This is a genomic window from Pseudoxanthomonas sp. (assembly GCF_002863005.1).
Taxonomy (GTDB): Bacteria; Pseudomonadota; Gammaproteobacteria; order Xanthomonadales; family Xanthomonadaceae; genus Pseudoxanthomonas_A.
Genome location: NZ_PKDG01000010.1, coordinates 1 through 16,885 on the forward strand (window position 1 = coordinate 1; position 16,885 = coordinate 16,885).

Sequence of the window (16,885 nt, forward strand, 5' to 3'; positions counted from 1 at the left end):
CGCGCAGCGGCGCAGCAGTTCGTGCATGCCGCCGCTGGATGCGTCGCGCAGTCGTGCCACTTCGGCGCGGGAAAGCACGTCCAGGCCGCCGCGCGGATAGATGCGTGCGTCCTGTACCGGCAACGCCCTCGATGCCGTCTGGTTCATGGAAAGTCCTGTCTTCGTTCGTCAGAGGCGGGACTTTAGCGCAGTCGCGCGGGCAAGAGGAGGCTGCCCAAAAGAAAACGGCCGGGTTTCCCCGGCCGTTCGTGTTGCGTTCCGCGGTAAGGCAGCGGATCAGAACTCGTACTTGAAACCGACCTGCAGGGACCACTGCGAAATGCCGTTGGTCTGGCTGTCGGCGTTGGTCGGGATACCGAGGGCGGTCGCCTGGCCGAACTCCGTGCCGCTGCGGTAGCCGTACACGTACTTGCCGTTGTACATGCCCTGCAGCGTGGCCACTGCGTTGTTGGCGTTGAAGCCGTAGTCGATGACGTGGCCCCAGTCCTTGTTGATCAGGTTGCCCACGTTCTGGATGTCGATCCAGACCTTGGACTTGTGACCCTTCATGAAGCCAGGCAGCTCCTGGCTGATGCGGACGTCGAACGTATTCACCCAGCTGCTGGTGAAGCCATTCTCGGGGGCGTACGTACCGGCGTAGCGGTTCAGGCCATCCTGGCGCGACAGCCAATCCCAGAACGCCTGCTCCATTGCCGCGTTGGCGGTGAACTGGCCGGTCGCGCTCAGGCTGCCGAACAGGACGTCGCCAGGGCCGGCGGGCACGTAGAACAGGTCGTTGAAGGTGCGGTTGTCGCCATTGGCATCGCCCGAGAAGATGTAGCTGTACGGACGGCCGCTGCGGCCTTCGTAGAACAGGCCGACCTGGGTGGCGTAGTCACCGAAGAAGTTGTGCGTCCAGTTCAGCGAACCGCTGAAGCGATCCTTGATCTCGTAACGCGCCGTGCTGCTGGTCGGTTCGTTGATGCTGAAGCCCAGCTGCGAACCGTAGCCGGAACCCGCGGTGGAGCTGGTCAGCGCCGACACTTCTTCGGCGTTGGTACGCGTGTAGCCCAGGCTCCAGGACCAGTCGCTCTCGCTCGACGCCGGCTTGGTCAGCGAGACCGTCAGCTGTTGTCCCTTGCCCTTGTTGGTGTTCTCCAGCAGGAAGACGTCGCCGAAGTAGGTGTTACGACCGGTGCGCGCGCCATTGGGCGACAGCAGGCCGGTGCCGGCGCTGGTGTTGCCGAACGGACGGCCGCTGTTCGGGTTCCAGTACAGCACGCGACCGTCCGGACCCACGTAGCCCGGGCCGACGTTGAGGCTGCGGTAGAACAGGCCGTTCTTGACGTCGGTCAGCAGCAGCTCGGCCGAGGCCACGACACCGTTCCACGGCGTCTCGACGTCGATGGCCAGGTTGGCCTTCCACACCGACGGCAGCTCGAAGTCGTCGCTGATGGCATTGACGTTGCGCACGCCCGTACCGCCGGCGGGCACGTTCTGGTCCAGGCCATCCGGACTGAACGGAACCAGCGTCGGGTTGGTGTTGTTCTGGTAGGAGATGTAGTTCATGCCCGTGTTGCTGTAGGCATTGCCCACCCACACCTGCGGAGCATCGCCCTGGAACAGGCCGATACCGCCGCGCAGCTGGGCCGGACGCTCCCAGTCGAAGGTGTAGTTGAAGCCGAAGCGCGGCTGGATGATGTAATCGCCGTTGTAGGTGTTGTTGTTGGCGATGCCGAAGCCACCGGTGTAGGTACCGCCGGTGCACGCGGCGTTCGTCGTGCCGGGAGCGGCGGCGAAGCACGCGTTGAACGGCGCGGCCGGGCTGGCGCTGGGCTTGTCGGCGCGCACGCCGAGCGTCAGCGTCAGGTTGGGCGTGACGTACCACGTATCCTGCACGAAGAAGCCGAGACCCTTGTTCTTGTAGCGCGCGGCGATCATGCCGGGGTCGGTCGGGTTGGTCTGCAGGTCGTAGTCGAAGTAGCGACCGTTGATCAGGTTGCTGAAATCGGACGTACGGGTGCCGCCGACCAGCGGACGCGGAACGTAGAAGCTGTAGTTGCCCCAGTAGTCCTGCAGGAAGAAGTTGTAGATCTCGTTTTCGCTGTACTCGGCGCCGAACTTGATGTCGTGGTCGCCGACGGTCCAGGTGGCCGAACCGAAGTAGTTCCAGGTCTCCGTGAGCAGCGCGTTGCCGGGCGAGCTGCGCTCGGTACCCAGGCGGATCGCGTCCAGGCCGCTGAAGCTGTTGCTGCTGGTGCCGATCGGGTTGTCGTTGCCGTTGCCGGTCACGCCATCGTCGAAGTAGACCTGGATGGTCGGCGCGGTGGTCGGGCTGACACGGACGGCCGAATAGTCGCGGTAGGACACCTTGAACTCGGTCGAGAACGTGTCGGACCAGTCGCTGAACAGCTGGCCGACGTAGCTTTCCACGGTCTTGACGTGGTTGTACCAGTTGGAGCTGAGCGACAGGATGCTGGCCGTGGAGGCTTCCGGACGCACGCGGTTCTGCTCGAGCTTGCTGTAGCGCAGGCTGGCGCGGTGCGCGTCGCTGATGTTCCAGTCCAGCTTCAGTGCGTACTCTTCCAGCTCGGTATCGCCGGCGCCGGTCAGGTCGCCCGGCTCGAAGCCCCACACATCGCGCGCGATGCGCTGCACTTCCGCCAGGTCGGTGGGGCTGAAGTCGGCGGTGCCGGCGGCCAGCGGGTTGGTGCCCTGGCTCTTGCCGGCCGGGCCGATGTTGGTCTGCTTGAACTTCTCGTAGTTGGCGAAGAAGAACAGCTTGTCCTTCACGATCGGGCCGCCCAGGGTGACGCCCCAGGTGGTCTCGTCGTCGTACTCGTCGAACGGCAGGCCGGTGACGTCGAGCGAGCTGCCGGCGATGCGCGCCGGGTAGTCGCCGAACCAGTCGCCATCACGGTAGGTGCCGTAAACGGAGCCGTGGAATTCATTGGTACCGGACTTGGTCACGGCATTGACGTTGGCGCCGGCGGCACCGGCCATGGTGACGTCGTAGTTGGACAGGTTGATGTCGATGGCCTCGATGGCCTCCATCGACACCGGCTGGCGCTGCGTCGGCATGTTGTTGCCTTCCAGGCCGAACGTGTCGCTGGCCGACACGCCGTCGATGGTGATCTTGTTGAAGCGCGGGTTCTGGCCGCCGGCGGTGATGCTGCCCGAGGCGCGGTCGCTGAAGGTCACGCGCGGATCGAGGCGCATGAAATCCTGGATGTTGCCGTTCATCGACGGCAGGTTCTCGATGGTCACGCGGTCGACGCTGGTACCCGAACCCATCTTCGTGGCGCTGAACACTTCCGAGCCACCCGAAAAGCCCACGGCGGTGACCGTCTCGAGCGTGGTCAGGTCGCCGGTCAGCGCCGCATTGACGGTGCTGGTCTGGTTGAGCTGCAGGTAGATGTTGTCTTCAGTCTTGGTGCCCGAACCCGGCTTGGTGATCGTCACCTGGTAGGGACCGCCCACACGCAGGCCGCGCGCGGTGTAACGGCCGCTGGCATCGGTGGTGGCGCGGCTGACCGTACCGGATTCGATGTGGGTGATGGTCACTTCAGCACCGGTGACGGGCTGGCCGCCATTGTCGGTGACCAGGCCGCCCACACCGGCCGAGGTGCTCTGCGCGAAGGCAGGCGCGGCGGCGAGTGCGACGACGAGGCCAAGGCTGAGCTTGGACAGGCGAAGACGACGGGATTGGTTCATCGGATAAACCTCGGTACGGGAGTGATGTGGCGAAGCTGGCTGACAGGACGTGCGGAACCGCCCGGTGGGGTCGGTTCTGGAGGGCGTGCTAGGGGTTCCCATGGCCCACGCGGCGTCCGCGGAGGTTAATAACAGGTTAACACGATAGGACCATTTTGTGACCGCGGCATGACAATATTCCGCACCGCAGCATGACACTGCAGCGACTCGCGGAAGGCACGCGTCAGCCCTGCTGGCAACAGGCCCGGAGACCCGCCGTCATCAGATGTTGGGCGGGGTCAACTTCAGGTAGGTGCCCACCCCATCGAGCACCATTTGGACGGAAATGGCGACCAGAAGCATGCCCATTAGCCGCTCGATCGCGGTCAGCACGCTCCTGCCCAGCCACTTGTACAGCACGGTCGCGGAGAACAGGATCACCGCGGTGGCACCCCAGGCCAGCAGCAGGGCCAGGCTCCAGTCGCCAAGACGGGACGGGTCGTTGCTGCCCATCAACATCACGGCGGCCATGCCCGAGGGGCCGGCCACCAGCGGGATAGCCAGCGGCACGATGAAAGGCTCGCCGCCGGGGAGTTCGCCCATCAACCCTTCGGGACGCGGGAAGATCATCCGCACGCCGATCAGGAACAGCACGATGCCGCCGGCGATCGCCACCGACTCCTGCCGCAGGTGCATCATTTCGAGCGCGTACTTGCCGCACCACAGGAACAGCATGAGTACCGCGAGCGCGATCAGCAGTTCGCGCACAACGACGATGCGCTGGCGACGCGGCGGCAGCGGCTTGAGCACGCTGAGGAACACCGGGACGTTGCCCAGCGGATCCAGGATCAGGAACAGCAGCAGCGCCGCCGACAGGATGGTCATGCCCGTACCTTCCATATCTGCCCCCTGTGCGTGGCGCCGGCAGATGACAGCAGGGTGACACAGGCCGAGGCGTATTCCTTCGCCTCGCACGCCTGCGCGTCGGTGTCGTCGGCGTACGCGCGCGAGCGGAGCCCGGTGCGCATCGGCCCCGGTTGCAGCGCGGACACCCGCACGGGGCCGGTGGCCAGTTCGGCATGCAGCATGCCGACCAGCGATGTCAGCGCATGCTCGGCGACGCCGTAAGCGCCCCAATAGGCCTGCCCGACACGCGACAGGTCGTCAACACTGAAGACCAGCGCCGCGTCGTCCGACTGCTTGAGCAGGGGCAGGCAGGCCTGCGACAGCCACCAGGGCGCAGTGAGGTTCACATGCACGACGCGCGCGAATGCCGCCGGATCGGTGTGTTCGAGCGGGGTCAGCCCCTTGAACTCGGCCGCGCAATGCAGCACGCCGTCCAGCCGGCCCAAGCCGGCATGCAGGCGATCGGCGAGTTCTGCATAGTCGTCGGGCGTGGCGCCTTCGAGGTCCAGCGGGTAAAGCAGCGGTTCCGCACCGACTTGGGCCACCGCGTCGTACACGCGGTTCAACTTGGGCACCTTGCGTCCGAGCAGTACCACGGTGGCGCCCGCCTCAGCACACGCCACCGCTGCGGCACTGCCCAGGCCACCATGGGCACCGCTGACCAGCACGACGCGCTGATCGAGCGCACGCGGCGCGCGCGTGGGGAGGCCGACCAGACTCACGGAGCGAAGGCCTCGGTCACGATCCGCCGCAACTCGCCGGATTCGTGCAGTTCCAGGGTGATGTCGCAGCCGCCGATCAGTTCGCCATTGATGAAGAGCTGGGGAAAGGTCGGCCAATTGGAGAAGCGCGGCAGGTTCGCACGGATCTCCGGCTCCTCCAGCACGTTGATGACGTGCAGGTGTTCGGCACCGGCATCGCGCAGCGCATGCACGGCACGGCTGGAGAAACCGCACATCGGGAACTGCGGCGTGCCCTTCATGAAAAGGACGATCGGGTGGCCATCCACTTCGGCCTGGATGCGTTCCATCACCGGCATGCTGATTTCTCCTTCCTTGACGGTTTGGCAACCACCGTCGGGTACACTTTCGGTCCGTTCCGCCGGCTGCGCCTGCGGATTGCATAGTGTAAGCCTTTGCATCGCCCACCGATGCCGGGCATCCCCCTTTGACCCGCCTAGCGTAAGGAACCGAGCCATGGCCATCGAACTGCCCCCCCTGCCCTACGACCGCACCGCGCTTGAGCCGCACATTTCCGGCGAAACGATCGACTTCCACTACGGCAAGCATCACAAGACCTACGTCGACAACCTCAACAAGCTGATCGAGGGCACCGAGTTCGCCGATGCATCGCTTGAGGACATCGTGCGCAAGTCGCAGGGCGGCATGTTCAACAACGCCGCGCAGGTGTGGAACCACACCTTCTATTGGAACTGCCTGAAGCCCAACGGCGGTGGCGAGCCAGGCGGCAAGCTGGGCGAACTGATCAACAAGGCGTTCGGCGATTTCGCGAAGTTCAAGGAAGAGTTCACCAAGACCGCCATCGGCACCTTCGGTTCCGGCTGGGGCTGGCTGGTGCAGCGTCCGGACGGTTCGCTGGCGCTGGCCAGCACGTCGAATGCGGCCACCCCGCTGACGGGCGAAGACAAGCCGCTGCTGACGATCGACGTGTGGGAGCACGCCTACTACATCGATTATCGCAACGCGCGTCCGAAGTACGTTGAATCGTTCTGGGCCCTGGTCAACTGGGACTTCGTGGCCGGCAACCTGCGCTGATCGCGGGCGCCTGCACGCTTCGGAAACGGCCGGGGAAACCCGGCTGTTTTTTTTCGCGACGCTGGCTGGCCGATGAATGCGGCGAGGCCACGCGTCAACAACGGCGCGGGCGCGGGCGTTCCAGGAGCCGTGGTCCCAACCCCGAGGAGAACACCATGGCACTGCGTTACGGATTGGCTGGATCCCTGCTCACCGTCCTGCTGGCGATGTCGGCGAACGCCGACGCGGCGCCACGCGACCGCGACAACAATCCGCCCGGCCCGGCCGGCGGCCGCGGCACCAACTGGGAGAATCCGCCCGGCTGGAAGGGCGGCCCGGGTGCGTCGCCTGATCGCCGCTGGTACCGGCACGGCGGCAAGCGCTACGAGTTCGTCGTGGGGAAGAACGGCTACTACTTCAATCCCCAGTACGGCTATTGGCATCCCCGCTACGGCCTGTGGAACCAGGCCAGGCGTTGCTGGCTGGACCTCGACAACAACCCGCCGGGACCGCACGGCGGCCGTGGTACCAACTGGGAGAATCCGCCCGGCCCGAAGGGCGGGCCGGGCGCATCGCCCGACCGCTTCGGCCGCTGCCGCTGAGGCGCGATGCCGCACGCATCAGAACGGCCGGATGAGCCGGCCGTTCTGCGTTTTCCGCCGATGATCGCCCGCGTCAGCCGGTCAGGCGCGCAATGACCGGCGCGACCTGCGCCTGGCGCTCGAGTGCGACACCGATGCGGGCCAAGGCGTGGGCGAGCGATGCGGCATCGTCGGCGCGGACCGTGGCGTGGCCCACCTTGCGCCCCTCTCGCGGCTCCTTCCCGTAGTCGTGCCAGTGGCCGCCGGCCTCCTGGAGTACGGACGACGCCTCGGGCATCTCACCGATCCAGTTCAACATGCAGGCGTGGCCCAGCACGCGGGTGTCGCCGAGTGGCAGGCCCAGCACGGCGCGCAGATGGTTCTGGAACTGCGACGTCTCCGCACCTTCGATGGTCCAGTGGCCGGAGTTGTGTACACGCGGCGCCATCTCGTTGGCGAGCAGTTCGCCGTTCCGGTAGAACAGTTCGAGCGCGAACACGCCCACGTAGTCGAGCGACTCCGCCAGCCGCCGTGCGTGCGCACATGCCGCTTCGGCGAGTGCCGCATCCACGTGTGCCGGCGCAAGGCTGGCCGACAGCACGCCGTCGACATGCCAGTTTTCGGTCAACGGCCAAGTGCGGAATTCGCCATCGCGGCTACGCACGGCGACCACGGACAGCTCCCGCTCGAACGGGATGAAGGCTTCGACGATCAGGCCGACGGTCCCTGCCTGCGTCCCCAATGCCTGCCACGCCGCATCCACGTCCTCCGGCGACTTGATGCGGAACTGTCCCTTGCCGTCATAACCCAGGCGACGCGTCTTGAGGATGCACGCGCCTCCGAGTCGTTCGACCTCGCGGCGCAGTATCTCGAGGCTGCCGACATCGGCGAAGTCGCCGACCGGAATCCCCAGATCGCGGAACAGGCTCTTCTCGACCAGGCGATCCTGCGCCACCGCCAGCGCGCGCGGATTGGGGAACACCGGTACGCGGCCGGCTAGCCACTCCGCGCTCTCCGCGGGCACGTTCTCGAAGTCGAAGGTGGCCACGTCGACTTTCGAAGCGAATTCGGCCAACGCCGCTTCGTCACGGTAGTCGCCCACCAGCAGCGGTGCGAACTGGCCGGCGCACGCATCCGCGGCGGTATCCATCACGAGAAAGCGCAAGCCCAGTGGCGCGCCGGACAGCGCCAGCATGCGCGCCAATTGCCCACCGCCCAGGATGCCGACGGTCGTCATAGCGGCTGGCGCGGGTCGTCGTGCGCCATCACGTCGTCGGTCTGGCGGCTGCGGAACGCCGCGAGCGCGGCACCGATGGCCGGATGCTCCGGCGCCAGCAGCGCCGCGGCGAACAGGCCGGCATTCGCTGCCCCGGCATTGCCGATGGCGAAGGTCGCCACCGGAATGCCCGCCGGCATCTGCACGATGGACAAAAGCGAGTCCATGCCGTTGAGCGCCTTCGACTGCACGGGTACACCCAGCACCGGCACGGCGGTCTTCGCGGCGAGCATGCCCGGCAGATGGGCCGCGCCGCCTGCACCGGCGATGATGGCGCGCAACCCGCGCGAGGCGGCTTCGTCGGCGTACGAGAACAGCACGTCCGGAGTCCGATGCGCCGAGACCACTCTCACCTCGTAAGGAACGCCGAGCGCATCCAGCTTCTGCGCAGCGTGCTGCATGGTCTCCCAATCGGACCGGGAACCCATCACGATGCCCACGATGGGGCGGGAAGCACTGGCGGTCATGGCCGTCCTCTGTCGCAAAGACGTATTCTACCCTCCTGACCGAACCGCTGATCGAGTCCCCACATGGACCGCAAACTGCTCGACCTTCTCTGCTGCCCCGCCACCCGCCAGCCCTTGGCCATGCTCGAAGCGCGCGGGCTGGAAGCGCTCAACCGCGCCATCGGCGAGGGACACGTCAAGCGTGCCGATGACACCACGCAGGCCGAGCCGCTGCGCGAAGCGCTCGTCACGCACGACCGCAAGACCGTGTATCGCGTCGAGGACGGCATTCCCGTGCTGCTGGCCGAGGAGGCGATCGCCACCGCGCAGGCGGGGGACTTCCCCTCGCGATGAGCACGCGCCCGACGCCGCCGCCCGCGGATGCCATCGCGTCGGATGTGGCCCGCGCGCTTGCCGAGGACATCGGCAGTGGCGATGTCACCGCCGCCCTGCTGCCCGACGCCGCCGACATCGCTTACCTGCTCTGCAAGGAGGCAGCCATCGTGGCGGGCAGTCCGTGGTTCGAGGCCTGCCATCGCGCACTCGATCCGGAGGTCCGCATCGACTGGCGCGTGCGGGACGGCGACCGGGTGCAGCCCGGCACCGTGCTCGCCACGCTCGCCGGGCGCACGCGCGCGCTCGTCACTGCCGAACGTTCTTCGCTGAATTTCATGCAGACCCTCAGCGGCACCGCCACCGCCACCGCCGCCTATGTCGACGCGGTGCGGGGCACGGGGTGCACCGTCCTGGATACGCGCAAGACGCTGCCGGGCTTGCGGTTGGCGCAGAAGTACGCGGTCCTCTGCGGCGGTGGAAGGAACCATCGCGTCGGTCTCTACGATGCGGTGATGCTCAAGGAGAACCATGTGCGTGCCGCCGGATCGCTGGCCGCCGCCATACGCACCGCTCGCTAAGCGCAGCCGTCGTTGCCGCTGATCGTGGAAGTGGAAACCCTGGCGCAGCTCGACGAAGCACTGTCCGAGGGCTGCGAACGCATCCTGATCGACGACTTCGACGCCGATACGCGTCGGGAAGCCGTCCGCCGCGCGAAGGCGGCTCCCTATGCGGGCCGCATTCCGCTGGAGGTGTCGGGCGGCGTCGACCTGACCACGCTGCGGAGCATCGCTGACGACGGTGTCGACTTCGTGTCGATCGGCGGCCTGACCAAGCACGTGCACGCCATCGACCTGTCGATGAAACTCGGTCCCGCACCGTGAGGCCGGCATGTCGCCGCTGAGCGCCCTGCTGTGGCTGATCGCGGCCGGCGCCGCCTTCGCCTACTGGAATGCGGCGCGCGCGGCGGCCGAGCGCGCCATCGCGCTGGGGCGGAACGCCTGCGAAGCTGCCGGGGTCATCTGGCTCGACCAGAGCGTGCATGCCAGCGGGTGGCGCCTGCGCCGGGGCGAGGATGGGTGGCTGGGCTTCGAACGCAGCTTCCGCTTCGAGTACTCGCACGACGGCATCGACCGCCATGTCGGACGCCTGGTGCTGCGCAAGGGGCAGCTGGTCGCCTTCGTCGGACCGGTCACCCCGTCGGTGACGTCGATCGAGCGGCACTGACCGCCGCAGACGGCGGACGCCCGACGCAACGGACTTACTTCACCACGCGCAGGAACGGCGGACGCTTGCCGCCACCGGGCGGCGGGGTGTCGTCATCGGGGGGCGAGTCCTGTGCATGCGCGGCATCCTCGTGGTCGCCGCTCGCCTCCGCGTCGTGCGGGACGTCGTCCGGCAGCGCCATGCCCTGCCCTGTCTCGCGCGAATAGATCGCCAGCACCGCGCTGATCGGCACATGGACCGCGTAGCTCACGCCGCCGAAGCGGGCGGTGAAGCTGACCGCATCGTTGTCGATCATCAACCGCACCACGGCGCGCTCGGCGATGTTCAACACCACCTTGCCTTCCTTTACCGCGCTGGCGGGCACCTGCACGCCGGCCATCGTCGCGTCGACCAGCAGGTGCGGCGTCATGCCGTTGTCGGCGATCCACTCGTTCAGGGCCCGCAACAGGTACGGGCGATGGCTGGTCATGCGGGAAGAGGCGTCGGTCATTTCACTTCTCGGCAGCCAATCGCATCGCGTCGGCCTGATCCTGCACGGCAGCCGGTCAGGCCGGGATTTCGCGCAGCTTCTTCTCCGCATCCGTCAGGCTGCGCAGGAAGCCGGGGTGCCGGAAGATACGGTTGCCATAGTCCTCGATCGCCTTGCCGTCCTTGGGCAGCGGCACGTCCAGCGACGGCAGGCGCCAGATGATCGGCGCCATGGCGCAGTCGGCCAGGCTCATCTCGGGATTGAGGAAGAACTTGCTCGCCTTGAACAGCGGCACGGACGCCGTCAGGAGTTCCTTCAGGCGCTTGCGACCGGCTTCCGCCTGCTGCTTGTTGCCCAGCTGGATGGCCTGCACCTGCGGCACCCAGTCGTGCTCGATGCGCAGCATGGCGAGGCGCAGGCGGGCGCGGGAAAGCGGATCCACCGGCATCAGCGGCGGATGCGGATAGCGCTCGTCGAGGTATTCACTGACCACCGACGCGGCGTAGAGCACCAGATCGCGCTCCACCAGCGTGGGCACGGAATGGTAGGGATTCAGATCGATGAGGTCTTCAGGCGGGTTCTGCGGATCCACCGGCACCAGGTCGTAGCTCACGCCCTTCGCGGCGAGCACCAGCCGCACGCGGTGGCAGAGCACGTCATCGGTGGAGGAAAACAACGTCAGTGTATTGCGCATACGTGGGCTCGCAGCCATTCACGGCTCTCCGACGACCGGAATCCGCCGATCGCACCGACGCCATCGGCCCCTTGCCGAAGGTCGCCCCGGTCCCTGAGTGTGCAATCCCCGCCGGAAAAAGCCAAGCAACCCCAATGCCCGGCAACTCCGTCTACGGCGCGGGCGTGTGCCCGCGCCGTGGCGGCAGATGCGGCGTCCTTAGTGGACGTCCTTCCAGTACTCCTCCTTCAGGAGGTAGGCCAGGAACGTGAGTGCCGCCAGGAACAGGATCACCCACACGCCGATGCTCTGGCGCTTCAGGGCCGCCGGCTCGCCGACATACTCCAGGAAGTTGGTGATGTCGCGCGCAGTCTGGTCAAACTCACGCGCGTCCTGCCGGCCGGCCTGCGTCACCTTCAGGCTTTCCACATGGCGCTCGCCGGTGGCCGGATCGACCGGACCGAATTCGGCGTGCTGCAGGCCCTGCAGCTCCCACAGCGGGTTGGGCATGGAGGCGTTGGGGAACAGCTTGTTGTTCCAGCCCAGCGGACGCGATTCGTCCAGGTAGAACGACTTCAGGTAGGTATAGATCCAGTCACTGCCACGCACGCGGGAGATGACGCTCAGGTCCGGCGGCATCTTGCCGAACCACTTCTCGCCACCCGCAGCCGGCATGGACACCTGCACCTGTTCGCCGAACTTGGCGCCGGTGAAGTTGAGGTTGTTCATCACCTCGTCTTCGGTCAGGCCCAGGTCGTCGGCGATGCGCGAGTAGCGCATGTACTTCAGCGAGTGGCAGCCGGCGCAGTAATTCATGTACAGCTGCGCACCGCGCTGCAGCGACGCGCGGTCACCCAGGTCGTTGCCGGCCTGAAGCGTGGCGCCGCCCTCGGCGGCGAACGCGGAGAACGAGATCAGCAACCCGCTGGCGAACACAGCTAGGCGAGAGGCGAAAGTCTTAGTCATGCGTCGTCACCCGCTCGGGCACTGGCTTGGTCTTGTCGATCTTGGTCCAGATCGGCATGGTTAGGAAGAACAGGAAATAGAAGCCGGTCAGGAAGCGGCCGATGATGGTTTCCACCGGATCCGTACCCGGGCCCGCACCGATCTTGCCCAACCAGACGAAGCTGATCGCGAACAGGCCCAGCAGCACTTTCGACAGCACGCCGCGGTAGCGGTAGGACTTGACCTTGGCGCGGTCCAGCCAGGGCACCAGGAACAGGATCGCGATGGCGCCGAACATCACCAGCACGCCGCCCAGCTTGTTGGGCACCACGCGCAACATGGCGTAGTAGGGCGTGTAGTACCACACCGGCTTGATATGCGCCGGGGTGACCAGCTTGTTCGCTTCGCTGAAGTTGTCGTGCTCCAGGAACCAGCCGCCCATGGCCGGCGCGAAGAACACGATGAAGGCCGCCAGGATCAGGAAGCAACCGACGTAGAACCCGTCCTTGACCGTGTAATACGGATGGAACGGCACGCCGTCGGCCGGGGCGGTGGGCGACCAGCGGTTGCCCTTCGGCCCCTTCTTGATCTCGACGCCGTCGGGGTTGTTCGAGCCGACTTCGTGCAGGGCGAAGATGTGCAGCACCACGAGCAGCAGCAGGACCAGCGGCAGCGCGATGACATGCAGCGCGAAGAAGCGGTTGAGCGTGGCATCGCTGGGCAGGTAGTCGCCCATGATCCACTCGGTCAGGCCGTTGCCGATCACCGGGATGGCGCCGAACAGCGAGATGATGACCTTGGCGCCCCAGAACGACATCTGGCCCCACGGCAGCACGTAGCCCAGGAAGGCTTCGGCCATCAGCACCAGGTAGATCAGCATGCCGAGAATCCACACCAGTTCGCGCGGCTTCTGGTACGAGCCGTACATCAGGCCGCGGAACATGTGGATGTAGACGACGATGAAGAACAGCGACGCGCCGGTGCTATGCATGTAGCGGATCAGCCAGCCCCACTCCACGTCGCGCATGATGTATTCGACCGAGGCGAAGGCTTCCGCCGCGCTCGGCTTGAAGTGCATCGTCAGGAAGATGCCGGTCAGGATCTGGTTGACCAGCACCACGATCGACAGCACGCCGAAGATGTACCAGATGTTGAAGTTCTTTGGCGCGTAGTACTCGCTCATGTGCTTGCGGTACACGGGCATGAAGCCCGGCGCGCGCGCGTTGAACCAGTCCACTACGCCATCGGCGGCGCGGGTGATGATGTTCGCCATGGCTTACGCGCCCCCTTGCGGATCGAGGCCGATCACGATGGTGTTGTCGTCCTGGTAGAAGTGCGGCGGCACCACCAGGTTGGTGGGTGCGGGCACGCCTTGGAACACGCGGCCGGCCATGTCGAAGCGCGACTTGTGGCAGGGGCAGAAGTAGCCGCCCTTCCAGTTCGGATCGTACGGCTCGGGCTTGATCTCGGCGGCCATTTCCGGCGAGCAGCCCAAGTGCGTGCACAGGCCGACCAGCACGGAGATTTCAGGCTTCAGCGAGCGCGTCTCGCCGGTGATGTACGACGGCTGCTGGTCCTTGTTGGTGGACTGCGGGTCGCGCAGGTTCGCATCCAGCGTCGGCAGTGCGTCCAGGATCGCCTTGGAACGCTTGACGATCCAGATCGGCTGGCCGCGCCATTCCAGGATCAGCCGCTGGCCTTCCTGCAGGCCGGTGAGATCGGCAGTCACCGGAGCACCGGCCAGCTTGGCCCGGGCGCTCGGATTCCACGACTTGATAAAAGGTACAGCTGCAATGCCGGCACCCACTGCACCCACCACCGCGGTGGTCGCAGTCAGGAACCGGCGTCGGCCCGTATTCACAGGCCCATTGACCCCATCGATGGCCATCCGGCACTCCGCAAAACAATCAGGTAGCAAAAAAGGCTGCCAAGGCCGCACCCAGACACAGACGCGGGCCGCAAAAGACGGCAAAGTGTAACGGATGGCTTAATGGGCCGACAACGGCTGCCGTGGAATCAATGGCTTGCGTGCGCCCGAGGCGCCCGCCACGACTCAACGCGCGGCGACCGCCTGGCGGTAGCGGTCGGCCAGCACGGCGACGCGCTGCACGTAGCGCTGGGTTTCCTTGTACGGCGGGACGCCGCCATGGCGGTCCACTGCGCCTTCGCCTGCGTTGTAACCGGCGGCCGCCAGCGTCAGGTTCCCATTGAAGCGCTTGAGCAACCAGGACAGGTACTGCGCGCCGCCGCGGATGTTCTGGCCGGCATTGTAGGAGTCAGTCACGCCGAACCGGCGCGCCGTGGCCGGCATCAGCTGCATCAGGCCCTGGGCACCCGCATGCGACAGCGCCATCGGGTTGTAGGACGACTCGGCGTGCATGATCGCGCGCAGGATGGCCTCCTCCACGCCGAACTCGCGCGATGCCGCAGCGATTTCGGCCTGGTAGGCGGAGGTGTTCAGCCGCAGCCGGCCGAAGTCGACGCCGGGGTTGCCGCAGGCGAAACACGTTTCGATGTAGCTGTACTTGATGGTGCGCAGGCTGGCCACCTGCGTGCCGCCCTGCGGGCGCGCGCTGGTGTAATGACGGACGCCGTCCTTGATGTACGAATAGACTTGTCCGCTGACCACGCGGCGCGGACCGGTCGCGGCGGGCGCCGGCGCCGGGACGGCGGCCGGGACGATGGCACTGGCGGAATCCGACAGGGCGGGCGAGACGGCGGCGCCGATGGCCGGCGTTGCCTCGGCGGGCCGGGACACGGAGGCGACCTGGGTCGGGCGACTGCGTTCGGGCGTGTAGCGGCTCACGACTTCGCAACTGGAACCACTGACGCGCTTGCTGACATACGCCGGCACGCCGTCGGCGCCGGTGCACTTGTACAGCGTGCCCGCGCTGGCTGGCAGTGCGGTCAACGCGGCCAGCACGGCCAGAAGCGTCAGAGTCCCCCTCATGCCGCGCAGTGTCCCGAATTCCCGGGGGATTGCCAAGTCCTTGTCCAACAAAGGGTTCCTCCAATCTGTGCGGCCGGTCGGAGTTCCAACAGCCGGCGGCACGGCGGCCAGGGATGGCCTGTTACCCGCTATCAACGCCATCCGGTACGGGTTCCGGCCGCCCCAGCGCGTAAACTACGCGGCCCTGCCCGCTCCACCCGACTGGATTAAGCGCCATGACCGGGACGCAAGCCCCCGACCTGCCGACCACGGCCGGCCCCGCCGTGACCGACCCCACCCTCGTCCCGCTGCCGCAGGCCGGGCCGCGCAACCCGGACGTCGTGCGCGGGAAGCTGTACATCAAGACCCACGGGTGCCAGATGAACGAGTACGACTCGGCCAAGATGGCCGACGTGCTCGCCGCCTCCGACGGTCTCGAGCTGACCGACAACCCCGAGGAAGCGGACGTGGTGCTGGTCAACACCTGCTCCATCCGCGAAAAGGCGCAGGAGAAGGTCTTCAGCCAACTGGGCCGCTGGAAGGCGCTGAAGGCGGGCGGCCGCGACGTCATCATCGGCGTCGGCGGCTGCGTGGCCTCCCAGGAAGGCGAGGCGATCGTCAAGCGCGCGCCTTACGTGGACCTGGTGTTCGGCCCGCAGACCCTGCACCGCCTGCCGGAACTGATCCGCGCCCGCCGCGAACAGAACAAGCCGCAGGTGGACATCAGCTTCCCCGAGATCGAGAAGTTCGACCGCCTGCCCGAGCCGCGCGCCGAAGGTCCTTCCGCGTTCGTGTCGATCATGGAAGGCTGCTCGAAGTACTGCTCGTTCTGCGTGGTGCCCTACACCCGCGGCACGGAAGTCAGTCGACCATTCGAGGACGTGCTGGTGGAAGTGGCGCAGCTCGCCGCGCAAGGCGTGCGCGAAATCAACCTGCTCGGCCAGAACGTCAACGCGTATCGCGGCCCCTACGGCGACGGTGAGGTCGCCGACCTGGGCCTGCTGATCCGCACCATCGCCGAGATCGACGGCATCGGCCGCATCCGCTTCACCACCTCGCACCCGCTCGAGTTCAGCGACTCGCTGGTGGACGCCTACCGCGACGTGCCGCAACTGGCCAACTTCCTGCACCTGCCGGTGCAGGCGGGCAGCGACCGCATCCTCTCGGCGATGAAGCGCGGCTACACCGCGCTCGAGTTCAAGCAGAAGATCCGCAAGCTGCGCGCGGTGCGGCCCGACATCTCGATCAGCTCGGATTTCATCGTCGGCTTCCCCGGCGAAACCGATGCCGATTTCGAGAAGACGATGAAGCTGCTCGAGGACGTCGGCTTCGACCAGAGCTTCAGCTTCATCTACTCGCGTCGCCCTGGTACGCCCGCCGCGGACCTGGAAGACGACACGCCGGACGCCGTGAAGCATGCGCGCCTGGAGCGCCTGCAGCAGCACATCAACGCCTACGCCGCGGGCATCTCGCAACGCATGGTGGGCACGGTGCAGTCGGTGCTGGTGGAAGGCCCGTCGAAGAAGAACCCGACCGAGCTGACCGGCAAGACCGAGAACATGCGCTCGGTGAACTTCCCCGGCCATCCACGCCTGGTCGGCCAGTTCGTCGACGTGGTGATCACGGAAGCGCTGACCAATTCCCTGCGCGGCCGCATCGCCGGCACCGACTGAC

At 66.4% G+C, this 16,885-nt stretch carries 18 protein-coding genes and 1 pseudogene; 6 read left to right on the top strand and 13 right to left on the bottom strand.

Annotation, left to right across the window (positions count from 1 at the left end; translation table 11 throughout):
* The 5 genes from CYU89_RS03210 to grxD all read right to left on the bottom strand — a co-directional run.
* Positions 1–147, bottom strand: a 147-nt coding sequence (locus CYU89_RS03210; RefSeq protein WP_296278852.1) for a pyrimidine/purine nucleosidase domain-containing protein, incomplete at its 3' end; no start/stop codon positions are given.
* A gap of 129 nt (positions 148–276) precedes the next feature.
* Complete coding sequence (locus CYU89_RS03215; protein ID WP_296278781.1) at positions 277–3,693, bottom strand: TonB-dependent receptor; 3,417 nt, start codon at positions 3,691–3,693, stop codon at positions 277–279.
* A gap of 261 nt (positions 3,694–3,954) precedes the next feature.
* Positions 3,955–4,557 (bottom strand): YhgN family NAAT transporter, encoded by a 603-nt coding sequence (locus tag CYU89_RS03220; protein ID WP_296278782.1) that lies wholly within the window; start codon positions 4,555–4,557, stop codon positions 3,955–3,957.
* Complete coding sequence (locus CYU89_RS03225) at positions 4,554–5,300, bottom strand: SDR family NAD(P)-dependent oxidoreductase (protein WP_296278783.1); 747 nt, start codon at positions 5,298–5,300, stop codon at positions 4,554–4,556. Before CYU89_RS03225 ends, CYU89_RS03220 begins: the two co-directional genes overlap by 4 nt.
* Entirely contained in the window at positions 5,297–5,617 is a 321-nt protein-coding gene (gene grxD / locus CYU89_RS03230) for a Grx4 family monothiol glutaredoxin (RefSeq protein ID WP_296278784.1), read from the bottom strand. Before grxD ends, CYU89_RS03225 begins: the two co-directional genes overlap by 4 nt.
* A 157-nt stretch (positions 5,618–5,774) precedes the next feature.
* On the opposite strand from grxD, the gene CYU89_RS03235 reads away from it, so the two are divergent.
* Together CYU89_RS03235 and CYU89_RS03240 are read left to right on the top strand one after the other, a co-directional pair.
* Positions 5,775–6,353: a Fe-Mn family superoxide dismutase gene (locus tag CYU89_RS03235; protein ID WP_296278785.1), complete on the top strand. Its 579-nt coding sequence runs from the start codon at positions 5,775–5,777 to the stop codon at positions 6,351–6,353.
* A 155-nt stretch (positions 6,354–6,508) separates the two neighbouring features.
* A complete protein-coding gene (locus tag CYU89_RS03240; RefSeq protein ID WP_296278786.1) occupies positions 6,509–6,934 on the top strand; it encodes a hypothetical protein in 426 nt (141 codons plus the stop codon).
* Positions 6,935–7,007: 73 nt separating this feature from the next.
* On the opposite strand, the gene CYU89_RS03245 is transcribed toward CYU89_RS03240, so the two are convergent.
* Together CYU89_RS03245 and purE are read right to left on the bottom strand one after the other, a co-directional pair.
* Positions 7,008–8,150 (bottom strand): 5-(carboxyamino)imidazole ribonucleotide synthase, encoded by a 1,143-nt coding sequence (locus CYU89_RS03245; RefSeq protein WP_296278787.1) that lies wholly within the window; start codon positions 8,148–8,150, stop codon positions 7,008–7,010.
* A complete protein-coding gene (purE, locus tag CYU89_RS03250) occupies positions 8,147–8,656 on the bottom strand; it encodes a 5-(carboxyamino)imidazole ribonucleotide mutase (RefSeq protein ID WP_296278788.1) in 510 nt (169 codons plus the stop codon). Before purE ends, CYU89_RS03245 begins: the two co-directional genes overlap by 4 nt.
* A 63-nt stretch (positions 8,657–8,719) precedes the next feature.
* Between purE and CYU89_RS03255 the strand changes: the two genes are divergently transcribed.
* The 3 genes and pseudogenes from CYU89_RS03255 (at position 8,720) to CYU89_RS03265 (ending at position 10,195) form a co-directional block, all read left to right on the top strand.
* A complete protein-coding gene (locus CYU89_RS03255; protein WP_296278789.1) occupies positions 8,720–8,989 on the top strand; it encodes a Trm112 family protein in 270 nt (89 codons plus the stop codon).
* Positions 8,986–9,852, top strand: a pseudogene (nadC, locus tag CYU89_RS03260) (carboxylating nicotinate-nucleotide diphosphorylase). Before CYU89_RS03255 ends, nadC begins: the two are co-directional and overlap by 4 nt.
* A 7-nt stretch (positions 9,853–9,859) precedes the next feature.
* Complete coding sequence (locus CYU89_RS03265) at positions 9,860–10,195, top strand: DUF3301 domain-containing protein (protein WP_296278790.1); 336 nt, start codon at positions 9,860–9,862, stop codon at positions 10,193–10,195.
* A 34-nt stretch (positions 10,196–10,229) separates the two neighbouring features.
* Here the strand turns inward: CYU89_RS03265 and CYU89_RS03270 are convergent, their stop codons facing one another.
* The 6 genes from CYU89_RS03270 to CYU89_RS03295 form a co-directional block, all read right to left on the bottom strand.
* Positions 10,230–10,685, bottom strand: a complete 456-nt coding sequence (locus tag CYU89_RS03270; RefSeq protein WP_296278791.1) for a ClpXP protease specificity-enhancing factor — start codon at positions 10,683–10,685, stop codon at positions 10,230–10,232.
* Between the two features lie 55 nt (positions 10,686–10,740).
* Positions 10,741–11,376 (bottom strand): glutathione S-transferase N-terminal domain-containing protein, encoded by a 636-nt coding sequence (locus CYU89_RS03275; protein ID WP_192269987.1) that lies wholly within the window; start codon positions 11,374–11,376, stop codon positions 10,741–10,743.
* Between the two features lie 180 nt (positions 11,377–11,556).
* A complete protein-coding gene (locus CYU89_RS03280; RefSeq protein WP_296278792.1) occupies positions 11,557–12,303 on the bottom strand; it encodes a cytochrome c1 in 747 nt (248 codons plus the stop codon).
* Positions 12,296–13,555 (bottom strand): cytochrome bc complex cytochrome b subunit, encoded by a 1,260-nt coding sequence (locus CYU89_RS03285; protein WP_296278793.1) that lies wholly within the window; start codon positions 13,553–13,555, stop codon positions 12,296–12,298. The genes CYU89_RS03280 and CYU89_RS03285 overlap by 8 nt, the downstream gene beginning before the upstream one ends.
* Before the next feature lie 3 nt (positions 13,556–13,558).
* Complete coding sequence (gene petA, locus CYU89_RS03290) at positions 13,559–14,170, bottom strand: ubiquinol-cytochrome c reductase iron-sulfur subunit (protein WP_296278794.1); 612 nt, start codon at positions 14,168–14,170, stop codon at positions 13,559–13,561.
* A gap of 165 nt (positions 14,171–14,335) precedes the next feature.
* Positions 14,336–15,232 carry a lytic transglycosylase domain-containing protein gene (locus CYU89_RS03295; RefSeq protein WP_296278795.1) on the bottom strand — a complete coding sequence of 299 codons (897 nt, stop codon included), beginning with the start codon at positions 15,230–15,232 and terminating at the stop codon, positions 14,336–14,338.
* Between the two features lie 215 nt (positions 15,233–15,447).
* Between CYU89_RS03295 and miaB the strand changes: the two genes are divergently transcribed.
* Positions 15,448–16,884: a tRNA (N6-isopentenyl adenosine(37)-C2)-methylthiotransferase MiaB gene (miaB, locus tag CYU89_RS03300; RefSeq protein WP_296278796.1), complete on the top strand. Its 1,437-nt coding sequence runs from the start codon at positions 15,448–15,450 to the stop codon at positions 16,882–16,884.
* Position 16,885: the final 1 nt, after the last annotated feature.

Bases quoted from the DNA above. Each gene is read 5' to 3' on its own strand.
- CYU89_RS03245 (WP_296278787.1), bottom strand. From the start codon at position 8,150: ATGACGACCGTCGGCATCCTGGGCGGTGGGCAATTGGCGCGCATGCTG.
- purE (WP_296278788.1), bottom strand. From the start codon at position 8,656: ATGACCGCCAGTGCTTCCCGCCCCATCGTGGGCATCGTGATGGGTTCC.
- CYU89_RS03270 (WP_296278791.1), bottom strand. From the start codon at position 10,685: ATGACCGACGCCTCTTCCCGCATGACCAGCCATCGCCCGTACCTGTTG.
- CYU89_RS03235 (WP_296278785.1), top strand. From the start codon at position 5,775: ATGGCCATCGAACTGCCCCCCCTGCCCTACGACCGCACCGCGCTTGAG.
- CYU89_RS03240 (WP_296278786.1), top strand. From the start codon at position 6,509: ATGGCACTGCGTTACGGATTGGCTGGATCCCTGCTCACCGTCCTGCTG.
- miaB (WP_296278796.1), top strand. From the start codon at position 15,448: ATGACCGGGACGCAAGCCCCCGACCTGCCGACCACGGCCGGCCCCGCC.
- grxD (WP_296278784.1), bottom strand. From the start codon at position 5,617: ATGCCGGTGATGGAACGCATCCAGGCCGAAGTGGATGGCCACCCGATC.
- CYU89_RS03255 (WP_296278789.1), top strand. From the start codon at position 8,720: ATGGACCGCAAACTGCTCGACCTTCTCTGCTGCCCCGCCACCCGCCAG.
- CYU89_RS03265 (WP_296278790.1), top strand. From the start codon at position 9,860: ATGTCGCCGCTGAGCGCCCTGCTGTGGCTGATCGCGGCCGGCGCCGCC.
- CYU89_RS03280 (WP_296278792.1), bottom strand. From the start codon at position 12,303: ATGACTAAGACTTTCGCCTCTCGCCTAGCTGTGTTCGCCAGCGGGTTG.
- CYU89_RS03285 (WP_296278793.1), bottom strand. From the start codon at position 13,555: ATGGCGAACATCATCACCCGCGCCGCCGATGGCGTAGTGGACTGGTTC.
- CYU89_RS03295 (WP_296278795.1), bottom strand. From the start codon at position 15,232: ATGAGGGGGACTCTGACGCTTCTGGCCGTGCTGGCCGCGTTGACCGCA.
- petA (WP_296278794.1), bottom strand. From the start codon at position 14,170: ATGGCCATCGATGGGGTCAATGGGCCTGTGAATACGGGCCGACGCCGG.
- CYU89_RS03220 (WP_296278782.1), bottom strand. From the start codon at position 4,557: ATGACCATCCTGTCGGCGGCGCTGCTGCTGTTCCTGATCCTGGATCCG.
- CYU89_RS03275 (WP_192269987.1), bottom strand. From the start codon at position 11,376: ATGGCTGCGAGCCCACGTATGCGCAATACACTGACGTTGTTTTCCTCC.
- CYU89_RS03215 (WP_296278781.1), bottom strand. From the start codon at position 3,693: ATGAACCAATCCCGTCGTCTTCGCCTGTCCAAGCTCAGCCTTGGCCTC.